Origin of the sequence: Viridibacillus sp. NPDC096237 (assembly GCF_050278625.1) — a bacterium.
In the GTDB taxonomy this organism is placed as follows: domain Bacteria; phylum Bacillota; class Bacilli; order Bacillales_A; family Planococcaceae; genus Viridibacillus.
This window is the reverse complement of sequence record NZ_JBNNTI010000019.1, coordinates 1-23,720: the sequence shown is the minus strand read 5'-3', so window position 1 is coordinate 23,720 and position 23,720 is coordinate 1. Positions and strand designations below refer to the sequence as shown.

Below are 23,720 nucleotides of genomic sequence, written 5' to 3'. Positions count from 1 at the left end.
ATCGATACGGTTTGGCGATCTGGAAAGTTCATGTCCATTCCATTTCAATGGCATGGTATCTACCCGCGATTTCTTGGTAAGCCAAAAATTCGTAGTAAATATAGAACTACAAAATAATAGTAGTAACTGTATAGAGGAGTGAATCTATTGGTAAAAATTCCTGTAATATTAGACTGTGATCCTGGTATCGATGACACAATGATGCTAACACTTGCTTTTGCAAGACCTGAATTAGATATTCGTTTAGTAACAACTGAAGCTGGAAACGTATCACAAGATAAAACTACATATAATGCACTAAGTTTTTTAACTTACATTAAACAAGATGTTGAAGTCGCTAGAGGTCTAGATGCGCCTATGTTCCGTAAATTAGATGTGGCTGAAGACATTCATGGTGAAGGTGGATTAGGCAATGTGAAATGGGCAGAGCCAACGTTTCAAGCAAGTGAACGTTCAGCTATAAATGCGATGCGTGAAACGCTATTAGCTAGTGATGAACCAATAATAATTGTGGCAACAGGCCCATTAACGAATGTAGCAGCATTATTATTTGCACACCCAGAAGTAAAGCCGAAAATTAAAATGATTTCATGGATGGGCGGAGCAGCAGTAGGTGGTAATATGTCAGCAACTGCTGAATTTAATGCTTATGTTGATCCACATGCGGTAGAATTAGTTTTCCGTTCGGGTTTACCGATTGTTATGAGTGGTTTAGATGTAACGCATAAAGCATATATCACCCTTGATGAAATGGAACGATTAAGCAAGTCAGGAACCCCGTTTGCTGAAAAAGTTGCTGATATGATGAAATTTTATACATTCACGCAATCACAAACACCATTCCATGCTCCAAATTTCGACAACCAAATTCGCGTGCATGATGTGTGTGCAGTTGCTTACCTTGTTGCTCCAGAGTTATTTCAAGGCGGAGACTATTTTGTGGAAGTAGAGATGGAAGGGCGTTTAACAGCTGGTTCAACAATTGTTGATTATGTAGGTAAAACAGGAAAGGCACCAAATGTTAAAGTACTACATACAGTTAATCGTGAAGGATTTATCGAATTATTCTTTAATGCTGTTAACACGATTGGTAAACAACTATCTTAAGTAAGAAGTATTGAAAAACTACTTAATATCTATTTGGATATTGAGTAGTTTTTTTGAGTAGTAATATTTTGCGCCAATAAAAATAATAAAGTAGTTTTGTATATCGAATATATAATTTAATAACAAAGCATCGTGAATTGATAGAAATAAGGTATGTATTTGAACTTTAAATAATTGTAGTGTTTTCAAAAAATGAAATGTCAAAAAGGAGCTAAAATAGATTATGACTAAAAATATTATAGTAGCAGGTAGTATTAATATTGACCTTGTATATGAAGTACCTCATATAGTTAAAGAAGGGGAAACTATTCATAGTACGAAACATGCTATGTTTTTTGGGGGAAAAGGAGCTAATCAGGCAGTCACTGCGGGACAATTAGGTGCAGATGTTCGATTTATTGGTAGCGTTGGAGCAGATGACCACGGTGTTCGTGCAAAAGAAAATATGGAACAAAAAAATGTGAATACTACAGCGGTTTCTTCACAAGGAGCGACTGGACAAGCAATTATCCAATTATCAGATGAAGGGGAGAATTCAATAGTGTTATTCCCTGGTGCAAATTTCCTTGTGACACCAGAGCAGATCCAAAAATCTAAAGTCATGTTCGAAAAATGTGATATTTTATTATTACAATTAGAAATACCGATAGAAGCTGTTGAAAAGGCAGCAGAGCTTGCTTCTGCAAAGGGAGCAGAAATCATTTTAAATCCAGCACCTGCTCGTGAAATCCCAGACTCCCTATTGCAAATGGTTTCGATATTAACACCCAATGAAACAGAACTTGAGTTATTAACAGGAATAACAGCAGACTCAGAAGAAAACTTGAGTAAGGCATGTTCAATAATGCTAGACAAAGGTGTTCAGGCAGTAGTCGTTACTTTAGGAAGTAAAGGAGCATTTTATATGACTTCCGAAGAAAGTGGATTTGTAGCAGCTGAAATAGCAGTAGCAGTTGATACAACAGGAGCAGGAGATTCTTTTAATGGAGCTCTAGCAGTAGCATTATGTAATGGAGATTTGCTTACAGATGCTATTACTTACGCTTCAAAAGTAGCAGCATTTGTTGTAACTGAAATGGGTGCTCAACCAGACATCCCGAAAGAATTCGATAGATGATTTGTTTTTATAAATAATCATTTTCGTCCATTTTTAGTACACAGAAGACGATGAAATGTTCCTAGAAAAGCAACGAAAAAGTTTATTGTTTTATACGTTTGCAAAACCAATGGTAATTCCTATTGTGTATTTTCCACTTAATCGTTATTTTTTCATTTTTATAATTCAAAATTTATTGTACTATGTAACAATTGTCTGTAAACCTAAAGAAGCTGTGCATAAAAGACTTTATGCACAGTTTCTTTATAATTTACTACTTTGTAATATAGTCATTTTAAGCTTCGGTATCCTTTTTCGAGCGTGAGTATTTCCGCTTCGTAGAGGAAGTAGATTTTGTTCCATGATGATTGTCTTCATCCTTCACTGTATCATTTAGCTCTTCAACAGGAATGGCATCGACGGTTTGCATATCTTCATGCAAATCGAACAAGCTAATGGAATCTGTAGCGACAACATCAGGATTATCTAGATACGGCAAATCAGTGAAAATCTTTTTATCCGCAGGAATTTCAGGTCTCTCCATTTCATCACACTCCCTTATAAAAAGAAGTGTGCTCGAACTAGTCAAGATTATGCACCAAATGCCATTTGATAAAGTAAATATAAATTCAAGAAAATTACGATTGCAGCTACTATCCAACCTACAATTGTTGTAACTTTGTAGTTTACGAGCTCGCCCATAATTTTCTTATTACTTGTAAAGACGATTAAAGGAACGAGTGCAAAGGCGATACCAAAAGATAAAATAACTTGGCTTAATACCAATGCATAAGTCGCATTAACACCAAATGCAATAATAGCAAGAGGAGGCAACATTGTAATCGCTCGACGTAAATAAATGGGGATTTTTTTTCGAATAAATCCTTGCATTACGATATCACCAGCCATTGTACCAACTGAAGAACTCGCTAGACCAGCAATCAATAATCCGAGACCAAAAGAAATACCAGCCATTGGTCCGATATATTGTGTTAAGCCCTCAAAAGCCACATCAAGATCCTCAACAGCAATACCTTTTTTAAAGAATACTGCAGCTGCAATAATTAACATACTCATATTAATTGCACCTGCAATTACCATAGCAATTATAATATCGATTAATTCGAAATGGAAAATTTTCTTTTTTTCTTCATTGGTACGTCCAATGACACGGCTTTGTGTTAATGCCGAATGTAAATAAATTGCATGAGGCATAACGGTTGCACCTAAAATACCTGTTGCAAGTAAGATGGAATCTATTCCTTTAAATCGTGGTGTGAACATCCCTAAAATGACACCGCCCACATCTGGCTTAGCCATAAATGTTTGAAAGGCGAATGCTGCTACGACGATTAGAACCATTCCAGATATACCAGCTTCAAACGCACGATACCCACGACGTTGTAACTCTAATATAGCAAATGAACCAGCCGCTGTAATAAGAGCGGCAGGGAGCATTGGAATACCAAATATTAAATATAATCCTAGAGCAGCACCAATAAATTCAGCTAAATCGGTTGCCATTATGACGAGCTCAGCCTGTATCCATAAGAATATTGATGTTTTTTTAGAAAAGTTTTCACGAGCAACTTCCGGTAAATTCCGTCCTGTAGCTATCCCTAATTTTGCAGAAAGTGATTGAATGAGGACAGCCATTAAGTTAGAAACTGCAATCACCCATAATAGTAAATAACCATATTCAGAGCCTGCAGTAATATTTGTGGCAAAATTACCTGGGTCTATATAAGCGACAGCAGCGATAAAGGCTGGACCTAGAAAGGGTAAAATACGTCTAAAACCTTTCACATCGCCTCTTAATACATCCTCGGCGGTAGGCCCTTCGAAGCGTTTATAGACAGTTTTCTCTCTAGCTTGCGTCATAGTTTCCCTCGCTCTCAAAAATGTTGTGTGAACAATAAATTTTCCTTTAGGAAACTTTTGGTGTCTAAATTATAATCCTCAATTTGGAAATTGTAAAGAAAAACATCATTTAATTTCATGGTTTTTTTATAGAAAGGCTCTGTTAAAGCTAAATAAATGAAATGCGTGAAACTCGCTTCAATGAAGGGTTTGAATGCCCTCATTATGCATCGGAACATGTTATAAAGTTTGGAAAATACAAGCACGAAACAAAATATTAAAGAATTTCTATTAACATCATTTGTATTTGAAATGACTGATACTTATGATAGTTTGTGGCTATAAATAATAGCTATAAGTCAATTTAAAATGAAGGGAGTTATACAATGTGAATGACAGAAAAATGATGGATATGGCTTTAAAGAATATCGTAATATCAATATTGAGAGAACAAGGATTCAAGGGTTCATCCAAGCATTTTAGAAGGCAACGAAAACAATATAGATTTGATTACGTTTCAATTCAACAAATGGGGAGGTTCATTTGTTGTTGAATTAGCATCTTGCCAGAAGGATGGAACAACAATGTCGTGGGATGAAAAAGTCCCACCTAATAAAGTTATGCTCATCATATAAATGAGCGTTTTAGGTTAGGAGCAAAGTCTTAGAAGAGGATGGGATATGGTTTAATTATGAAAAAGCCAATTCCGAAGAAGACTATTCCAAAGTTGCTGTAAGTGTACTAAATCAACTTGAAACATCTGATACATATGGGGTTTCTTCTCTATTAAGATAATCTTTTTTTGAGAAAGTTCCTTAGAAACAGGAACTTCCTCATTTTTTATCAATTTATCAACATTAAAATTTAACAGAGCCTATAGAAAAGAAAGAAAAGTCTTATTTTAAAGGGCAGAAACCACATTGTAACCATCCTGGTACGTCTTTTGAGAAACAACATGTTTTACGAACAGGAATATTGACTAATTTAGATGGATGTTGATTGCCTGTATACTTTGCAAATTGAGAGCGTTTTAAGAACTTAGACCATACGTTATCATCCTCTAAAATGTCTAAATCAATACGTGCTTGATCTTCAGTTCCGGGGTTAGAAAGCAGCGAATGGAAATGCCAAAGCATATAACCGAATATGTTTTCCCACAACATTAACGGGGAAACAGATGTAATTTTGCGTAACTGCTGAATAATTTCATGACATTGTGTTAGCAAAATATGCGCAATTACTTCCTCTCGTTCTGAATCATCAACAACTCGCCAATCATCTTCTTTTATAAATGTGCAAAGTGCTGTTCTGCCAAATTCTTCACGTGCTCCAAAATGAATAGAAGAAACATCACCATCCCAAACTTCGTCATATGTACTTAGCATGTAGAATTGCATAGCGACGAACATACCATAACGTTTTGTGAAATATGAAATCGCAATTGTTTCCGTTCTTACACCACTAATAGCATACATAAGGTTTATAAAATCAGGAAGAAATGAATCATCATACAATTGATCAAGTCGGAAGAGTACCGTGGATGGCTTGTCCGTATATACACTGTATGAATTTAGTTGTTGTCTTTGATCTTTAGATAAAGTCCCCATTTAATCACCTCTTACAAACTACTATACAATAAAATTTTAAAGACTTATTGAATTAATATTTAGACATTCAAAGTAACAATTTCTAAAGAATAAAATTTAAGTGAATTTTCTATAAAATGCTTGACTATTTATATGATAATGATTATCATTATCATATAAAGAAAACCTCCTTTACAACATAGCAAGTAGAGAAGGATTTTAATTAGCTACTTTTCTCCAAAATTTAGCTAAACACTACAATGTGTTCTTAAACCCCCCTCAAAAGTTTAGGAATATATCGATAAAACTGGAACGGTAATCCTTTAAAGGTTTACCGTTTTTTGTTGTTCGTTTTCTTGCCCTATATCTAGGTAGTAATCATTTAATGTTAAAAAATGGTTTGTGAAATGAAAATAAAATATCTAAATTACAAAATACAGTCGGGCAATCCAGACAAATAAATATAAGAAAAACGCTTGGAGAATATCCTAGCGTTTTGTGTGCTAAATTCTTTGCTAAAGGCGGCTCCCTGAGCTTGTACTAGCCAAAAAGAATCGATTTTGAAAAAGGATTAATTTAAATAGATTATTTTCCTACTAATTGGTATATCAATTTTATAAATAAGTTTGATTATTTCCTGTTCCTTAACCCTTGCTTCCAAAAGTTAAAGAACAATTAACTCAATAGCTAGTTAAAAATACTTTCCCTTTAGTTTTCTTAAAAGATTCGACTACATCAATAGCTTTTATTACGTCTATCAAATCATACTCGGAATCTACCCTCATTAAACGTAATTTTTTATCATCTATTAAACTAATCAAGCGATGAAAGGTTTCTTGCCATTTATCTACTGAGACATTTCTATCCCAATTCCGTAAATGAAACATATTAGCATTTACTCTTGCTTTATTTACAATATCTGTCTAATTTACTTGTATCCCTGATAGAAGACCTATGGTTAAAAAGTTTCCATTAGGGTGTAAACAAAAGGCCAATTCGTTTCCATCTGAGCCTCCAATGGAATCAATAGCTGCATCTGCACCTATTCCATTTGTTAATTCCAGCACTGATTCATAGAGTGAAACTGTAGAAGTATCTATTACATTAGAAGCACCAAGATGAAGTAACTCTTCTGTATATTTATTATTTCTTGTAACTGCAATTAATCGAAAATTTAAAATCTGGGATAATTGAGCAAAAAGATGTCCGATGGAAGAACCACAAGCGTTAACCAATAAAACATCATTAGGTTTTAATTTTAGAATTTCCGTACAAGTCACCCATGCTGTAACTGGATTGATGTACATTTGTGATGCCGTAAAATCATTAATTGAATCAGGTATAGGAATTGCAAAGTCTGCAGATGTCTTAACAAACTCTTGCCAAGTACCTTCCCCACGTAAAGGTAAAACACGTTTACCAATGAGATCTTTGGAAGCTAAATGGCCTACATCTTCTACAATGCCAACTCCTTCATAACCAGGTATATTGGGTAAAGAAATCCTATGTGAGTATGACCCATTTATTGGGATTAAGTCAGATGGATTTATAGGTCGTGCTAACATTCGAACTATAACTTCTTTGTTTTTTGGTGGTTCTATACTTTTATATTCAACTTTTAACACATTTTTAGGACTACCGAACTCATAAAATTTAATACATTTTCCTTGCAAAACAATTCCCCCTATAATCAGCTTCCATTAAACTTCCTCTTTTGTTTAAATAAAGAACCTCAGCTATACAAGGTTGAGAACATCATAACATTTTTTTAAAAAGTCGTGACTTTATTCAAAACATCACGTCTTTTTTAGAAACATTGTAACTTTGTTTCAAAGCTCCATAATTTATGAGCTGCACTAGGAAATTGCTTTTTCACATCAGTACCAATTTCAGATAAAATTTGTTCCGCCATTCTTGTAGCTATTCCAGGAATAGAATCTAGTCGGTCAATATCATCTTGATGTGTGCTTACTCTTTCAGGTTTTTCACCATTTTCATTCTCTGTGGTGAAGCGCTGATTTTGCGCTTCATGGATGTCTAACGGGGAGCTTTACTTCAATTTCTACAAAGTTCGCCGAAATTAGGCATACACTCTGTCTTGGGTGAAATATCTTAATGGGAAATTACTTTTTAATAATTGGGGTGATACACTTGGGATACTTTGTAACTGTCGAATCAGGGGTCAACGTATTTATAGAGGACATCAATCCGAAGGGAAATAAAACGATACTTTTTATTCATGGATGGCCGCTAAACCATAACCAGTTCGAATATCAGTTCAACTACCTTCCAACGCTTGGATATCGTTGTATCGGAATGGATTGGAGGGGATATGGCAATTCGGATAAACCTTTTAGCGGGTACAGTTTCGATAGATTAGCAGATGATGTCCGCATGGTCATTGAGGCGTTACAGTTAAAAAACATAACACTGGCAGGACACTCTACAGGAGGCGCGATCCCGATTCGTTATATGGCTCGTTATAAAGGGTATGGGGTATCTAAACTCGTCCTGATCGACGCTGCCTCTCCATCTAGCGTTCCAAAAGAATTTACAAATAAAATCATCGAAGATACAAATCATGACCGACCGCAAATGCTGCAAGACCAAACGGGAATTTTTTTCTTTCAGTATATTTCCGAACCGAAATCCGATTGGTTCGTTTTAATGGGATTACAAGCGGCGAATTGGGCGACTTCCGCCATTATGGTCACGCTTAGAGATGAAAATGTTTACAACGATCTCGGTCAGATCGATGTACCCACATTAATTATTCACGGAATTCATGATAAAGTCGCTCCGTTTACCCAAGCTGAAGAAACAAATAAGCTGATCAAAGATTCGAAGCTAGTTCCGTTCCAATACAGCGGCCATTGCGCTTTTTTAGAGGAGCGCGATAGATTCAACCAAATATTATCTTCTTTTGCATAACGACTCGGTGAAGACAAGTTGTAGATTTGAAATAAAGTCGAGGATAACCGTAAGTAGGAGAGATTATTTAATAAGGAGTACTTTGCTTATTGAACTAACTGATGCTTTACTTCAATAAGGAGTAGAGCCATTTTCTTATTGAGCTAACGTGGCAGTTTAGTTGAATAACTATTTTTTTAAAATCATCTAGAATAAGGTGAGAATATTAAGGACGGTAATATTAAAATTTTATTGGAGTGGTTCAAGGATTTTGAAAAAAGAATTCCTAATTTGAAAGTTAATAAAGCTAATGAATCAAGTTGAAACATTAAATACTGAAATAAGCTCTTTAAAAGCTCATATAGATATAGACGTTTTAAAAGAAAATGTAAAGGTTTTGTATCAACAAACGAAAAAAGTCTTTAAAGAGCAATTTAAGGCGTTTAGAGGTCTTATTAAGAATGAACTGGATATGAAGGGGGTAGATAATCAATTTGAGCGTGAATATAAGAAAGAAATCAAGAAACAACGTGGATATGACATGGAACGTTAAAACCGCCTTAGAATCAATTCTGGGGCGGCTCGTCGTTTTTGTATGTTATTTTTGTTTTAAGCTCTCTCCTCTTAGCTGAATAGACTTGTTGTAATCGAATTTCTTGTATATCGTACCAATGGCCACGACCAAAATAACGAGCATTTACTTGATATGTACCAGCACCTTTTCTAAAAAAATGTCTGCATTTACAAGTTTGTTAATGTTGTTATTAAGAACTTGTACTGTTTTATATCCTAGTTCTTGTGCCCTTTGCTTTTATTGTCATAAGACATTACTTTTAATAAGACGATAATAACTCTATCTAAACCTTTAGGCAAATCATTTAAAGCTACAATATCTTTTAAATATGATCAATAAATGGGGTCAGATTATGTTGATATTTCGTATAAATAATATCATTACATTAATTTTCTTTCGGAAGTACAATTCCTTTATACAATTGAACTGTAATCAAGTAGTAAATCGAGTAAATCACTACGAAAATAACAATTGGTAACCAAATACGGAAATACGGATCGATCAAAAGAGGGCGGAGCACGTTCATACCAACTAATATGTGAGTAATACCCACAATTGCTGGGACTAAAAATACGAAGAATAACTCCTTATAAATCGATTGTATTAATAACTCCTGGCGAACACCGATTTTACGAAGCATTTGATAACGTGTACTATCTTTGGATGCACCAGATAGAATTTTAAACATTAAGCAACTTGCCATCATTGCTAAGTACGCAATTCCAACGAAGAATCCCATAAACGTTATTCCGCTGGTAAAATGATGAAACATACTATATGTTTGATACTTACTATCCAGTTCTTCCACTGTTACATTTTTATATTTAACTACCTGTAATTCATCAAGTGCTTTCCATTCTTTTAATAATGACTCAAAATCACCTGTTTTCCCAATAAACACAGTACTTTCTTTACATTTCATACTATCGTATATGTTTTGATCTACAATTTTCATTTCATGATCAGGATACATATAATTTGGTTGGATTGTTTTGAAAGCTTCACTCCATTGTTGTGATAACTTTTTCGTGTTTGCACCTTTTTTAACTTTGTCACTTGGATTTAAAAATGTACCAATTGGTAATTCTTCTGAAACTCTCTTTGTTTCCCCAAACTCTTTATCATTATTTGCTACTAAAGGACGATTTTTCTCTAAATCTTCTTTTAGATAATAAATATACTGGTCATCTATTTTGTAACGATATTCAAGCTTATCTGTAAATACGATTGCATTCAAAATTTTCTTTTCTTCCGCTGTTGGATTATGAATGACTGAATCGTAAATATGTCTTTGATCAATCATTACTCCGGTGTTGTTTTTAAATGCCATACCACACGCAATTCCACCAGCTCCAAGAGCCACTAAGATTGCTACCGTGGCAAGTACATTTGCAAGGCTATTCATACGGAAATTTAATTGTGCAAAAGTAAAAGCATTAAGCTTTTTTTCCCTACGTTTTTTATTACTCTTTAACTTTTTAATCATAACTGGGAGAAGTGATCCAAATAACATGTAAGTACCAAAGGTTGCTGTGATTAATCCAAGGGCCATTACTCCAGTAGCAATTAGCGGGTTTACATATGGCATATAGATTAGTGATACATAACCAATACCCAATAAAATCACACCAAGGATTGCAACTAAACCTGTCATGTTTCCTTTTAATGCAACACGATCTGTTTGTGCATCTGCATGTACAAGTTGCAGTACAGAAATACGAGATAATTTAATACTATTCATAATTGCCGATAATACAAATAGTACGCAGAAGAATATGCAAGTATTGGTCATAGATGGAATATAAAATGCTTTATAACCATCACCAACAAATTCGAGTTGTTTCATTAATAACTGTCCGATACCTTTTGCAAGTCCTACACCAAATGTAATTCCAATCACAAGAGACGCGGCGCCTAATACAATTGTCTCAATAAACATTAGGAATGTAACTTTATGCTTTTTTGCTCCTAACATCATGTACATGCCAAACTCTTTTTGGCGAAGAGATAATAAGAAAGAATTTGCATATAAAATATAGAAAAATGTGGTAACCGCTAATAAAAAGGAACCGATTTTAAATACAGATACAATATCCTTAATAGAAGAGTTAGATTCAAGGAACGCCTTATTGAGTGCTAATGTTTGAAACATATAAAAAGTTGAAATTGAGACAATAAGACCGACAAGTAAGACGATGTAATCTTGTAACCTACTTTTTAGTCCTGACATGGCAAGCTTAAATAACATGATTGAACTTCCTTCCTTACGCTTTTTGTGTGCCTAAGTCTGCAAGCACGTCTAAAATTTTTTTATAAAATTCATCACGTGTACCACCGCGATGAATTTCTTTATATAGCTCACCATCTTGAATGAATAAAATACGCTGACAGTAACTTGCACTGTACGGATCATGCGTAACCATCATGATAGATACACCTTGTTCTTTATTTAAGTTTGTCATCGCATCCAGTAAACTTGTTGCATTTTTAGAATCAAGAGATCCTGTTGGCTCGTCCCCTAAAATAATTGCTGGTTCATGAACTAACGCACGTGCTGCTGCCGAACGTTGCTTTTGTCCACCAGATACTTCAGATGGATACTTTTGAAGTATTTCTGTAATTCCTAACATACCCGCTACTTTCTCGACTTTTGGTCCAATATTACGTGATGAAACACCTTGAAGAGATAGTGGAAGTGCAATATTTTCATAAATAGACAGGTTCTCCAACAAGTTGAAATCCTGGAAGATGAAACCTAATTTTTGTGAACGAAAATCAGAAAGCTCACCTTGCTTCATTTCCGTAATATCCGTTCCTGCAATTTCAACAACGCCGCCTGTCGCTTTATCTAACGTTGAAATTACATTTAATAATGTTGTTTTACCAGAACCAGAAGGTCCCATAATGCCAACGAATTCACCCTCTTGAATGGAAAATGATACACCTTTTAACGCGTATGATTGGTTCTCCCCTTTTTTACCGTATACTTTTTGAACGTTTTTCACGTCTACAACTGGTTTTGTCATATATATCCTCCTACATTTGGTTTTCCATTATCTATCTTACGTTTTTTGGAGATGAACGGGTATTGATTAAGGTGATATAAACTTACATTTTTGTAAGAGCCTATTCATTCGGTAATTAGTTCTGTGATATATAAGGGGGTATGTCTTTCGCTTGGAACCATCTACTTTAATATGGGTAGGATACACATAAAAAAAGAAAACACCAAATGATGATAGGATTGTTACTGGTAAATCTAGCTACTGGTTTTGGTCGTGTAGAATTGAATATTGAGAATGCCTTAAACTCAATTTATGATATTAACCCAGACGCTCTTATGTTCGGAACAGATTTGCCATCTACAAGGGCGAAAAGACACTTTGAGTATGCAGACATTGATTTGATTCAGCATGTATTTAATGAAAAAGCTACCGAAAAAATATTGTGCACGAATGCATTAAAATGGTATTTTAAGTAATTCAGCCATAAGATTTAGAATGAAAATTTAAAGTTTGTGAGTGAATACACTTAAACTAACGGATGCTTTACTAGAAGATCATTGAGTTGCATATGCATCTCTTTTTTTCTTTCTTGAACTAACGCAGCAGGATAGTTGAAGAAGGATTTAGATTGAACTTTATAGAATATTTAGGTTAATCAGTTAAGTGGAATTCGAATTTTATTTTGTAGGGTTATTAAAAAAGAAGAAAAAACATTTATAGGGGGATTTTCATGTTCCAATCATTAGGCTGTTTTTTAGAATCTTGGGAGTTTGAAGCTGCTGCTACACAGAAACTACTGAGTAATCTAACTGATGAATCACTCAAACAGGAAGTAACTTCACAAAATTGGAATTTAGGACGTATTGCTTGGCATACTGTAGCTGCTATTCGAATTATTACTTCAAATACAAATTTAAAGTTTGAAGCCCCAGACGAAGATTATCCAGTTCCTACTACGGCTCAGATTATAGAAGACAGTTATCATCAAGCTAGTAATGCATTTATACAAGCATTAAAAGAACAATGGACTGAGCGTACACTGCAAGAGCCTATAGAATTTCTTGGTCAACAAATACCAAATGGTTCACTATTATTGTTTTTGCTTCAACATCAATGCCATCATCGAGGACAAATGACGATTCTTATGCGAATGGCTGGATTAACAGTTCCAGGAATTTACGGACCTTCAAAAGAGGAATGGGCAAAGTTTGGTATGAAAGCGCCGGAAATGTAGTTCAACACCCCAAAACTAGTGGTCAATTTTCTTTATTACATTTTCATCTGATATTGTAGAATCAATTATTGAATCTTTTTTAATTGATTCTTTTTGTTTATCCTTTATTGAACTAACGGAGTAGTCTAGTTGAACAAGAAGTACATTATATGGTCTTGGCTCTAACGGTGATTTTAGTACAGCACAATTAGATACATTATTAAAAGCTATTGGCAAGGAACGTACAATTTACTTAATGAATACAAGGATGCCAGAGGATTGGCAAGACGGGGTAAATAAAAAATTAAGTAAAGCTGCAGAAAAAAATAGTAATGTAACATTAGTAGATTGGTATAGTGAAACAAATAATAATAAAGACATTTTCTATCCTGACAAGACTCACCCGAATCCAAAGGGTGAGAAATTTTATGCTACACTTGTACATGAAGCTATAGCGGAATCTATGAACGGTTAATAATAAAAAAACGCTCCTTTAAAAAAGGAGCATTTCAGTATATAGACAAAAGGCATTCAAACCCAAAGGAATATCACAAGAACTTAATGAATACTTGGAGAGAAAAAAGTAATTCACAAAAATAGAGACAAATTTTTATGAGAGTCCTTATTCAACTACAGAGGGGTTTTAGTTAAATAAAAAGGAAAGGGCGTTACATATTAGTTATATCAAATATGTAACGCCCTTTTATTTATTTGTCTTTTTTTAATTTTGGTCTTGATAATAATCCACAGTGGGCGGTTGTTTTTTCTTCATAATCATTGTGTAATAGCTATGTAAAAACATTCCGATAATGATAACAGTTAAGCCAAATAGAGCAAGTAATTCTGGTAATGGAATACCTAGTATAATCATCTCTCCAGCTATAACAAACACAATTTCAGTTGATTGTGTCGCTTCAACAGCTGCAAGTTTACCTTGGTTATCACGGACGCGATCTGTTGCGATAAAGAAAAGAATAGTCGCAATAACACCTGAGCTAACCCCAACAAGAAGTGAATTAATCACTTGGCTAGTGGAAGGCAATCCGACTGTTAGTAGAGCAATAACAGCTAATATAATCCAAGCAGGGAGAGAAGCGACGGTCATGCCAAGAACCCTTTGGAAGGTATCTAAGCGACCATCGCACACATCCATCATCTTACGATTGCCAAGTGGGTAAGCAAACGCTGCTACAATAACCGGCAGGATACCTAGCATCAAGCTTTCAGCAGAAACTGTTTTAGCACTTGGGATTTGAATTAATATAATTCCAACTAAAATAATGCATGAAATAAGCAAAGATACGATAGGAATCTTTTGTCGTATTTTTTTTTTTTCAAGTTTTATGACGAAAAGTGGTGCTAATAATACCCCTGCAACAATTGTAATTTGCCATGTTCCGGATACAAGCCAACCAGGTCCATAGGCAGCCGCGAATGTTAGCGGTGCATAAAATAGGACGAACCCAACAAAGCTCCATAATAGCCAAGCTTTAGGTTGTCTTTTCATTTCTTTTGTCATTGGTTGTACGCCTTTACGGTACATCACAATAACTAGTAAAAAGGGAAGCATGAAAAAGTAACGTAATGATGAGCTCCATAGCCAACTACCACCATCTAACTCCATTACACGATTTAAAATAAAAGTTACAGCAAAAAATAATGACGCTAAAACACCTAGAGCAATTTCTTTCAAATTTTCACCTACCTATTAATTCACATTATGCTCGTTGCTCAAACAATTGGACAATTTCAATGATAACTTCAGTCGCTTTGACCATTGTTTCAGCAGAAACATACTCGAATTTACCATGCATATTTTCGCCACCAGCGAAGATATTCGGAGTTGGCATTCCCATATAAGAAAGTTGAGAACCATCTGTACCTCCACGAACTGGTAAAATTAAAGGTTTGATATCTAAATTTTCCATTGCTTTATATGCTACTTCAATAATGTGTTTTTCTGGTTCAATTTTTTCTGCCATATTAAAGTATTGATCTGCTACTTCAACAGTAATGGCACTTTCACCGAATTCAGCTTTAATTTTAGCTTCAGCTTCTTTAAACAATTGTTTTCTTGATTCAAATTCTTCTCGTTCAAAGTATCGAATGATATAAGAAAGTCTTGCTTCTTCAATATGTGCATTGAAGTTCATTAAGTGAATGAAGCCTTCATGACCAGCAGTTTTTTCAGGTACTTCATCTTCAGGCATATAAGATTGAAATTTAATAGCCACTGTAATAGCATTGACCATTTTATCTTTGGCAGAGCCTGGGTGTACACTTACGCCGTAAGTTTTTACTTTTACTCCAGCTGCATTGAAACTTTCATATTGTAATTCGCCTAAAGGGCCACCATCCATTGTATAAGCAAAATCAGCATTAAATGCGTCAACATCAAATTTATGTGGTCCACGGCCGATTTCTTCATCAGGTGTGAAAGCAACCCGGATTTTTCCGTGTTTAATATCAGGGTTAGCAATTAAATACTCCATAGCTGTCATGATTTCAACAATACCAGCTTTATCATCAGCACCAAGTAATGTAGTACCATCAGTCGTGATCAAAGTTTGACCTACATAGTTAGCAAGTTCTGGCGAATTTTTTGGAGATAGAATTGTGTTTGCATTTAGTTGAATATCTCCACCATCGTAATTGTCGTGACGTTGTGGCTTAACGTTTGTACCAGTGTAGTCAGTGGCAGTATCAACGTGTGCTAGAAAACCAATTATCGGTAATTGTTTATCTGAATTAGCTGGTAGTGTTGCAAATAGGTATCCATTTTCATCAAGTGAAATTTCAGTCATACCAATTTCGGCTAATTCTTTCTCCAGTACACGAAGTAGATCCCACTGTTTCTCAGTTGATGGAGTTGTTTCACTTTCAGCATCAGACTGTGTATCGATTTGCGCATAGCGTACTAGTCGTTCAATTACTGTTTCTTTCATTTTGGAATAGCCCCCTTATTGTAAAAGCATTGTCACTATTCTAACACTTTCTTTCGGATGACGGAATAATAAGAAATGCTAATAGCAAATAATAGCTGAGCACCGTAATAGCTCACCATAATAAGTGCATGCGAAAATGGTACATCTGTAATGAACATATTAATCGATAATATTGAATCAGAAAAAATAAATGACAGAGCCCCAATAATAGCAAATTTCGCGTTTGTCTGAATTGCTGTCCAGCCCATAGTTAAAATAACAGTGATGTACGCGACAACTGCAATGGCTAAAATAAGGTCCCCAGATTTAAAGACAGTCCCAGCGATCCAAAAAATCATAAATCCCCCATATAGTAATAGAAGACTAGCTGCAGGTTTAATAATAGCTTTCTCCTTTAATTGAATAAATGCGACGATATAACAGATATGCCCAATTAAAAAACTGGATAACCCAATTAAAAACCACTGAAGCGTTGCGTCACCAATCATACAAAAGAGCAAACCGAGTAGTAACCAATTCTTAAAACTTGTATTAGGTGGTGCTTTTTGAAGTGAAGCTAACCAAATAATGAGCAGCATTGGAACTACTTTAAAGCTAAGTTTCACAATAACTGGTTCAGCAGGTATAAAGAAAATATAAATGATACCAAATAGGACGATTACGCTTATAAGAATCTTTTGTTTCATGTACTTACCTCCTTGTATTAAAGAGTATTCTTGCCGTTAACCAATAAAACCTTTCTAATAAAAAATATAACTGAAACTTTCTAGAGGTTGTATCGTAAAATAGATATGTGAAAGGATGGTTAAAATGATTGCTACATTAATAATGTCGGCCATAGTTGCAGCAGTAGCTGGACTATTAATTGTACCGATAACAAGTAAGACAGAAGATGGAGATTTGAAAACCAAATTCAAAATCCAATTTTTTATTTTCGTATTCATAGTTGCTTTTATAGCTACAGCTACAATTTACTATGTTCTAATAATTGATCAAAACTGGACGCTTTTATGGCCAGCTATGATTGTTTTAACAGCGCTTGGAGCATGGTCTGCAAGTGGTATGGAACGTAATTTAAAAGGTATTCTGTTTTTAGGAAGCTTAGGCTTTGGCGTATATATTTTGACGGCACCTCTATTTAATGCGAATGATAAATTCTCATCAGCTGAAATGACACAAAAAGTTGAATTGAAAGCATTCGATGAAACAAAAAAGCCAGCAAGCGTGCCACCAAAATTTGCACGTAATAAAATGAAAAAAGCATTTAGCCAAGTACCAAATACAAGTTACTATGAATTAGGTAGCTTACAAATTCAAAAGGTAAACGGTGAATTTGTATACATCGCTCCTGTTGAATTCTCAGGCTTCTTTAAATGGACGAAGGGGAAAGTAACACCGGGTTATTTTAAAATGAGTGCGACAGACTCTTCAGATAATCCAAAGTTCATCAAATCAGAAATGAAATATACAACTTCGTCTTTCTTAAACTATAATATTGAGCGTCATATTCGTTTAGAAAATCCGACGAAAATCTTCTACGGTGAGCCGCAACTTGAAGTAGATGATGACGGTAAACCGTATTATATTCGTTCATATGGTAAATTCATTACAGCTCGTAACGGCTTTGACGCAGAAGGAATTGTCATGGTAGATGCTGAAACTGGTAAATCCCAAACATTTGCATTAAAAGATGTTCCAGCATTTATCGATGGCGCAATTTCTCCTGAAGCAGTTAGTCTCCAAAATAGCTATTTCGGTAACTATATTCATGGTTTCTGGAATAGTAAATTTGGTAAAAAAGATGTGAAATTACCTTCAGATGAAGGAACTGAAGCAAATGTTAGCCCGATATTTGATGAGAATGGCGATATGTACTACTTCACAGACTTTACAAGTCCAAAAGAAGGTGTCGATTCGATGCTTGGCTATTCACTTACAAATGGTCGCACAGGAGAGGCAACATATTACACTGGAAATCAAGAAGATTCGTACATGGATTCTCAAGGTGCATTACAAATAATCGAAAAGAAATTCATTGAGAAAAAATGGCAAGGTCAAATGCCAATCATCTATAACTTCTATGGTGAGGCAAGCTGGTTAACACCAGTTCTCGATTCAAATGGTTTCTTACAAAACTATTTCATCGTCTCAGCAGCTAATCCTGAGCTTTCAGTTTCAGGTACAACTCCAAATGAGGCATTAAGACAATATAAATCGATCTTAAGCCGTGGTGGCGGTTCTGTAAACGGTAGCTCGCAACAAGAACAAGCGACAATTAAAGGGAAAATTGTTCGAGTTTATAAAGAGAAAAATGGCGATTTCACAACTGTGTCGTTTATGTTAGATAACAAAGATAACTATAGTGTCAACTCAGAAGTTGTACCACTAGCAATCTATCTAGAAGAAGGCGACAAAGTCGAAGTGAAATATATCAACTCAGGCGAAGTCTTCTTACCTGTAAAAGAGCTCGTAATAGAAGGATTAGTAAAAGAATAAAATGAAATGTCTACCTGTCACTTCATAGTGGCAGGTTTTTTCATAGGTTTATGATTAAGTGAAAGAGATAATTAGTATTATAAAATGAAGCAAATTAGGTCAAACGCATACAAAAAACCTCTAAAACTAGGTATCCCTAATTTTAGAGGTTCCTTTATTACTTCCAAGTAAAGCCTTTTTGCGCCAAAAATTCATTGATATGTGGTCGACGTTGCTCTATTAAGAAGTCAGCCATTTGTTTTGTCCAGTTAGCCATTTTACGATTTGATCCACGACTAGCGTAGTAAGCTTCCAGTGTTGCATCATATTCATCTAGCAATGTGTCATATTGTTCTACATCATAATTATTTTCATGCAGTACAGCTTGTACTGGTAAACGAGGTTTTGTTTCATTTCGCTTAGTAGGTACACCGATTGTTATAGCGAACAAGGGGAAAACGTATTCTGGAAGCCCGAATAATTCGCTAATTTCATTTGGATTATTACGCGCTCCACCAATATAACAAATACCATAACCTTGGTCTTCAGCAGCAATAACGAAGTTTTGAGCGAAAAGTGCAACATCTGCAACACCTACAAGTACGTTTTCCGCAGAATCAGCAATAATTTCTACACCATTTTTTTGACCAGCAACTTGCAGTCGTTTAAAATCTACACAAAATAAAAACGAAGCACCAGCTGTTCCAAACTGGAACTCATTATTTGAAAGTTCTCCAAGTTTTTTCTTCTTATCTTCATCCGTAACCCAAATGACGCTGTATGCTTGTACGAAATGAGAGCTTGCCGCCATTTGTGCTGTTTCAATTAAATCGATAATGACTTCTTTAGGAATACTTTCTCCTGTATATTTGCGTACAGAAGAGTGACTACGTAGTAATTCTTTTACCATAATTAGAAACCCCTTTGTGAAATGAAAATATTTACTTTCTTTAGGCTACCATAATTTAAAGTTTACTTAAATTAATTTTATATGACTAAACAGAGTATCTATTAAATTAATTTTCAGAAAAGACAAATAAAGGTATTGACATCGGTTCGATATATCTTCTATACTTGTCAACAAGATGGAACTGAATCAAATACTCTTATCAAGAGCGGCGGAGGGATAGGCCCTACGATGCCCAGCAACCGGTGAGTGACGAACTCACAATGGTGCTAATTCCTACAGATTTTTAATCGGATCTGACAGATAAGGGGAGGAAAAATTGCGTATGCAACCCTCTTCTTAGTGAAGAGGGTTTTTGTTTTTCCACAAAATCCTCATCATACCTCCGATTTGCCATCTAAAAACATTCAGGAGGAATAAATGATGACTAACTTACGTCCAGAAACTTTATTATTACACGGTGGCCAAGTAGCAGATCCAACAACAGGTGCACGTGCGGTACCAATTTATCGTACAACCGCTTACGCTTTTAATAGTTCGGAGCATGCTCAAAAACTATTTGCACTTGAAGAACCTGGTAATATTTATTCTCGTATTATGAACCCAACTGTCGATGTATTCGAAAAACGCGTTGCACTTTTAGAAGGTGGAACAGCAGCAGTAGCATTATCTTCAGGAATGGCTGCTATTTCATTCTCAATTTTAAATATTGCTCGTGCTGGAGATCATATCGTTGCTTCAGGTAGTTTATATGGCGGTACATATAATTTATTAGCCAATACTTTACCACGCTATGGCATAACAGCTTCATTTGTAGATGAAAGAGATCCAGAAAATTTCCGTTCAGCAATTCAAGAAAATACAAAAGCGATTTATGTGGAAACAATCGGTAATCCAAGTTTAACTGTAGTAGATATTGAAGCCTTGGCAAATATCGCACATGAAAATGAGATTCCATTAATTGTTGATAATACATTCCCATCACCATATGGTTCAAATCCAATCAAGTTCGGAGCAGATATTGTAGTGCACTCTGCAACAAAATGGATTGGTGGACACGGTACAGTAATCGGTGGAGTCGCTGTTGATGCTGGAAAATTTGATTGGACACAAGGGAAATTCCCTGACTATACTGAGCCAGATGCATCTTATCATGGTATTCGCTATGGTGTTGATGCTGCAAGTGCTGCATTCGCAACTCGTCTGCGCGTTCAATTACTACGTGATTTCGGCCCAACATTAAGTCCTGACAATGCATTCCAATTAATTCAAGGTCTCGAAACACTACATTTACGTGTACCACGCCACAATGAAAATGCACAAAAAGTTGCAGAATATCTACGTAGTCACGAAAATGTAGAGTGGGTTAGCTTCAATGGCTTTGAAGACAGTGCAACTCATGAAAATGCAAAGAAATATTTAAAAAATGGCTTTGGTTCAGTTCTAACATTCGGTATTAAAGGTGGGCGTGAAGCCGGTCGTCAATTAATTGATAATATCGAGTTATTCTCCCATGTAGCTAATGTTGGTGATGCACGTTCGTTAATCATTCATCCAGCATCTACAACACACCAACAGTTAAGTGCGGAAGAATTAGTAGCTGCAGGAGTATCTGAAGAGCTTGTACGATTATCAATTGGTTTAGAAGCAATTGAAGATATTATTGCAGCTCTAGATAATGCTTTCGCAAAAGTAGATGAAGCGGTAGTAGCAAAATAAGTATTTATATAAGAAGAAAAGATCAAGACAAGGGATGACGAGAGGCATTATGTCATCCTTTTTCCTTTTCAAAGTATAATATTTTATACTATGAACAATTTGTCTGGAAATTTAAAATACAGTTAATATGTTATTATTAATGGATTAATTTGACCTTTCTAGAAAAACAATTGTCCTCTCCCGAAAGATTTTTCTTGTAATCTGTTCATTAATAGTCTAAAATCATCAATAAGTAAAAAAATTGAAACACAGTGTATTAGTGATTGATAGAATCGCTAAACACTATTTGAAGAACTATTCGTAAGGGGATTGTGAGGCATACACGCTGTGAAGGGGTTCAATACAGCAGTACAGCAACATAATTAGCAAATAGCGATATATCTTTTTCTCTGAATTAATTGGAAGTCAATATCATATGGTGTTGGGCTGAAGAACAAACAAAATCTGAACTACACAATGAGTTTTAACATCTGATTTTGATACCAATACCATCAATACTAGATGGGGTTTGAACACAATTTGGAGATTGAGTGTAAGATTGCAATATTATTTTGGAGGCGATCGTATGGCAGCGGTAAAGGTAGCAATTCTAGGATTTGGTACTGTAGGGCAAGGAATTTATCATATCATAAATGAAAAGCGTGAACAGTTTAAGGAGACATTAGGAGTAGATATTGAAATTGCAAAAATTTTAGTGCGTGACGTGACTAAACCTCGTTCAAATGCACCTCAAGAGTTAATGACAGATAACTTTGAAGATATTTTAGCGATTCCAGATTTACAAGTTGTATTCGAAGCGATTGTTGGTGAAGAGCCAGCATTCAAATATTCAGCACTTGCAATCGAAAGTGGCTGTAACGTAATTACAGCTAACAAAGTAATGTTCTCTAAACACGGCCTATCTTTACAAGAAAAAGCGAGACAATATGGCGTACAAGTGGGCTATGAAGCAACAACTGCTGGTGGCGTTCCTGTCATCAAAACAATGCAAAATATCTTACGAGTAAATGACGTACACCATATTCAAGGGATCTTGAATGGTACATCAAACTATATACTAACTCAAATGCGTAGTGAAGGCCTAGCATTCGATGATGTATTAAAAGATGCACAAAGCCTAGGATATGCAGAAGCGGATCCTTACAATGATATTTCTGGTCAAGATGCTTTCCGAAAACTTATGATTCTAAGTGCGTTAGCATTTGGTAAACAACCAAGATGGGAAGATGTTGATGTAATTGGTATTACTGAAATCACTTCCGAGCAAGTAGAAGAAGCTTCTGCAAAAGGCTTACGTTACCGCCATGTAGCAGATGTACAATTAGGCGAAGATGGAGAGTTAATCGCCAAAGTTGGACCTGAATTAGTTGGACCAGAACATCCACTTTACTCAATTGAAGGTGTTAATAACGCAGTAGCTCTTGATACAAACTACATTGGTACCTTAACTCTTGTAGGACCGGGAGCAGGTATGTTCCCAACTGCAAGTGTAATGGTTGAAGATTACGCAGACATGCTAGCTAAACAAACAGCGCCAGTTACAATCTAATTTTATATTGGAGCAGCATTCAGTTGCTAGCTTCTACATATGATAAACACCAGTGGCTATTCAAAGACGCCACTGGTGTTTTTGTTATTGAGTGTATGGGGTATGTAAGGGGTTCTATTTATTTAACCTAAAACTAAAAGACAGCTCTTGGCTGTCTTTTAGTCTTCATCTTTAATATCAATATCTTCTGGAATCGGTGTGTTCTTCCAAATTTCAATTTCTTCTTTGATACGCTCAAGTTGATCATGGTAACGCTCAAATTGGTCACTGCTGATTAAAAACTGTTCTCCATCGTGAACAGCATGAATGCGACCTTCTAGTATATAACGCAGCACTTGTTGCTCTGGCATTGAGATATCTTTCGCTGTATCCGCGACGGTTTTGTACATAGATCAATGCCTCCTTTTGCCTTCATTATAATAGAAGAAAACGTTTGCCTCAACTTTCAGAATTTATGGTATATTTATGAAAAGATACATAAGGAGTGAGCTATTAAGTGAGTATATTACCATATGCTTTTGTATTATTGGCAGCTGTTTTATGGGGGACAGTTGGTACAACACAGACATTTTTAACAGATGGTATTCATCCACTAACAGTTGCCATGATGCGATCAGCAGTTGGTGGGGGTATTTTACTCTTAATACTCTAAATGAGTATTTTTAAATACAAATATTACCACATAAAATGCAATGACTGGTACCTTATGCCACTTGAAGCTCATTTTTGATTTGTTCAAGTGGTGTGCCGTCTGTTGTTGCTACGTAGACGAAC

The 23,720-nt window shown here is 35.4% G+C and carries 19 protein-coding genes, 5 pseudogenes and 1 riboswitch; of the genes and pseudogenes, 12 read left to right on the top strand and 12 right to left on the bottom strand.

Going from position 1 to position 23,720, the window contains the following annotated elements:
• Window positions 1–147: 147 nt before the first annotated feature.
• The gene (locus ACQKMD_RS11970) at window positions 148–1,107 is read left to right on the top strand and encodes a nucleoside hydrolase (protein WP_427752335.1); all 960 of its coding nucleotides are present in this window, start codon (window positions 148–150) and stop codon (window positions 1,105–1,107) included.
• Between the two features lie 223 nt (window positions 1,108–1,330).
• Entirely contained in the window at window positions 1,331–2,224 is an 894-nt protein-coding gene (gene rbsK / locus ACQKMD_RS11965) for a ribokinase (protein ID WP_427752333.1), read from the top strand.
• Window positions 2,225–2,498: 274 nt separating this feature from the next.
• Here rbsK and ACQKMD_RS11960 read toward each other — a convergent pair whose 3' ends face one another.
• Both ACQKMD_RS11960 and ACQKMD_RS11955 read right to left on the bottom strand, forming a co-directional pair.
• Complete coding sequence (locus ACQKMD_RS11960; RefSeq protein ID WP_427752331.1) at window positions 2,499–2,747, bottom strand: hypothetical protein; 249 nt, start codon at window positions 2,745–2,747, stop codon at window positions 2,499–2,501.
• Window positions 2,748–2,794: 47 nt separating this feature from the next.
• Window positions 2,795–4,084, bottom strand: coding sequence for an Nramp family divalent metal transporter (locus ACQKMD_RS11955; protein WP_427752329.1), 1,290 nt, complete (start codon window positions 4,082–4,084; stop codon window positions 2,795–2,797).
• 152 nt (window positions 4,085–4,236) lie between these two features.
• Between ACQKMD_RS11955 and ACQKMD_RS11950 the strand changes: the two are divergent.
• Window positions 4,237–4,341, top strand: a pseudogene (locus ACQKMD_RS11950) (IS1595 family transposase); the annotation flags it as partial.
• Between the two features lie 618 nt (window positions 4,342–4,959).
• Here the strand turns inward: ACQKMD_RS11950 and ACQKMD_RS11945 are convergent.
• From ACQKMD_RS11945 to ACQKMD_RS11935, 3 genes and pseudogenes are all read right to left on the bottom strand, one after another.
• The gene (locus tag ACQKMD_RS11945) at window positions 4,960–5,670 is read right to left on the bottom strand and encodes a Fe-S oxidoreductase (protein ID WP_427752327.1); all 711 of its coding nucleotides are present in this window, start codon (window positions 5,668–5,670) and stop codon (window positions 4,960–4,962) included.
• A 659-nt stretch (window positions 5,671–6,329) separates the two neighbouring features.
• Window positions 6,330–7,322: pseudogene (locus ACQKMD_RS11940) on the bottom strand (zinc-dependent alcohol dehydrogenase family protein).
• Window positions 7,323–7,495: 173 nt separating this feature from the next.
• Window positions 7,496–7,603: pseudogene (locus ACQKMD_RS11935) on the bottom strand (transposase); the annotation flags it as partial.
• A gap of 197 nt (window positions 7,604–7,800) precedes the next feature.
• Between ACQKMD_RS11935 and ACQKMD_RS11930 the strand changes: the two are divergent.
• A complete protein-coding gene (locus ACQKMD_RS11930) occupies window positions 7,801–8,580 on the top strand; it encodes an alpha/beta fold hydrolase (RefSeq protein ID WP_427752324.1) in 780 nt (259 codons plus the stop codon).
• A gap of 283 nt (window positions 8,581–8,863) precedes the next feature.
• Window positions 8,864–9,112, top strand: a pseudogene (locus tag ACQKMD_RS11925) (plasmid recombination protein); the annotation flags it as partial.
• Between the two features lie 406 nt (window positions 9,113–9,518).
• Here ACQKMD_RS11925 and ACQKMD_RS11920 read toward each other — a convergent pair.
• Window positions 9,519–11,381 carry an FtsX-like permease family protein gene (locus tag ACQKMD_RS11920; RefSeq protein WP_427752322.1) on the bottom strand — a complete coding sequence of 621 codons (1,863 nt, stop codon included), beginning with the start codon at window positions 11,379–11,381 and terminating at the stop codon, window positions 9,519–9,521.
• A gap of 16 nt (window positions 11,382–11,397) precedes the next feature.
• Window positions 11,398–12,159, bottom strand: coding sequence for an ABC transporter ATP-binding protein (locus tag ACQKMD_RS11915; RefSeq protein WP_427752320.1), 762 nt, complete (start codon window positions 12,157–12,159; stop codon window positions 11,398–11,400).
• A 236-nt stretch (window positions 12,160–12,395) separates the two neighbouring features.
• Between ACQKMD_RS11915 and ACQKMD_RS11910 the strand changes: the two are divergent.
• The 3 genes and pseudogenes from ACQKMD_RS11910 to ACQKMD_RS11900 form a co-directional block, all read left to right on the top strand.
• Window positions 12,396–12,614: pseudogene (locus tag ACQKMD_RS11910) on the top strand (amidohydrolase family protein); the annotation flags it as partial.
• A 254-nt stretch (window positions 12,615–12,868) separates the two neighbouring features.
• The gene (locus ACQKMD_RS11905; protein WP_427752318.1) at window positions 12,869–13,372 is read left to right on the top strand and encodes a DinB family protein; all 504 of its coding nucleotides are present in this window, start codon (window positions 12,869–12,871) and stop codon (window positions 13,370–13,372) included.
• Between the two features lie 235 nt (window positions 13,373–13,607).
• Window positions 13,608–13,826: a hypothetical protein gene (locus ACQKMD_RS11900; RefSeq protein WP_427752316.1), complete on the top strand. Its 219-nt coding sequence runs from the start codon at window positions 13,608–13,610 to the stop codon at window positions 13,824–13,826.
• Window positions 13,827–14,072: 246 nt separating this feature from the next.
• Here ACQKMD_RS11900 and ACQKMD_RS11895 read toward each other — a convergent pair whose 3' ends face one another.
• From ACQKMD_RS11895 to ACQKMD_RS11885, 3 genes are read right to left on the bottom strand one after another with little or no spacing between them, the layout of a single operon-like run.
• Window positions 14,073–15,044 (bottom strand): DMT family transporter, encoded by a 972-nt coding sequence (locus ACQKMD_RS11895; protein ID WP_427752314.1) that lies wholly within the window; start codon window positions 15,042–15,044, stop codon window positions 14,073–14,075.
• 25 nt (window positions 15,045–15,069) lie between these two features.
• The gene (gene pepT, locus ACQKMD_RS11890) at window positions 15,070–16,296 is read right to left on the bottom strand and encodes a peptidase T (RefSeq protein ID WP_427752312.1); all 1,227 of its coding nucleotides are present in this window, start codon (window positions 16,294–16,296) and stop codon (window positions 15,070–15,072) included.
• Window positions 16,297–16,331: 35 nt separating this feature from the next.
• Window positions 16,332–16,982, bottom strand: a complete 651-nt coding sequence (locus ACQKMD_RS11885; protein ID WP_427752310.1) for a lysoplasmalogenase — start codon at window positions 16,980–16,982, stop codon at window positions 16,332–16,334.
• 124 nt (window positions 16,983–17,106) lie between these two features.
• Between ACQKMD_RS11885 and ACQKMD_RS11880 the strand changes: the two genes are divergently transcribed.
• Window positions 17,107–18,792, top strand: coding sequence for a hypothetical protein (locus tag ACQKMD_RS11880; protein ID WP_427752308.1), 1,686 nt, complete (start codon window positions 17,107–17,109; stop codon window positions 18,790–18,792).
• A 157-nt stretch (window positions 18,793–18,949) separates the two neighbouring features.
• Here ACQKMD_RS11880 and ACQKMD_RS11875 read toward each other — a convergent pair whose 3' ends face one another.
• A complete protein-coding gene (locus ACQKMD_RS11875) occupies window positions 18,950–19,681 on the bottom strand; it encodes an NADPH-dependent oxidoreductase (protein ID WP_427752305.1) in 732 nt (243 codons plus the stop codon).
• A 193-nt stretch (window positions 19,682–19,874) separates the two neighbouring features.
• A riboswitch (SAM riboswitch) is annotated at window positions 19,875–19,988 on the top strand.
• A 113-nt stretch (window positions 19,989–20,101) separates the two neighbouring features.
• Here ACQKMD_RS11875 and ACQKMD_RS11870 point away from each other — a divergent pair.
• Both ACQKMD_RS11870 and ACQKMD_RS11865 read left to right on the top strand, forming a co-directional pair.
• Window positions 20,102–21,397 (top strand): O-acetylhomoserine aminocarboxypropyltransferase/cysteine synthase family protein, encoded by a 1,296-nt coding sequence (locus ACQKMD_RS11870; protein WP_427752303.1) that lies wholly within the window; start codon window positions 20,102–20,104, stop codon window positions 21,395–21,397.
• A gap of 565 nt (window positions 21,398–21,962) precedes the next feature.
• Window positions 21,963–22,946: a homoserine dehydrogenase gene (locus tag ACQKMD_RS11865; RefSeq protein ID WP_427752302.1), complete on the top strand. Its 984-nt coding sequence runs from the start codon at window positions 21,963–21,965 to the stop codon at window positions 22,944–22,946.
• A 158-nt stretch (window positions 22,947–23,104) separates the two neighbouring features.
• On the opposite strand, the gene ACQKMD_RS11860 is transcribed toward ACQKMD_RS11865, so the two are convergent.
• Window positions 23,105–23,335 carry a DNA-binding protein gene (locus tag ACQKMD_RS11860; RefSeq protein WP_427752300.1) on the bottom strand — a complete coding sequence of 77 codons (231 nt, stop codon included), beginning with the start codon at window positions 23,333–23,335 and terminating at the stop codon, window positions 23,105–23,107.
• 107 nt (window positions 23,336–23,442) lie between these two features.
• Here ACQKMD_RS11860 and ACQKMD_RS11855 point away from each other — a divergent pair, with 107 nt between their 5' ends.
• Window positions 23,443–23,598 carry an EamA family transporter gene (locus tag ACQKMD_RS11855; RefSeq protein ID WP_427752298.1) on the top strand — a complete coding sequence of 52 codons (156 nt, stop codon included), beginning with the start codon at window positions 23,443–23,445 and terminating at the stop codon, window positions 23,596–23,598.
• Window positions 23,599–23,720: the final 122 nt, after the last annotated feature.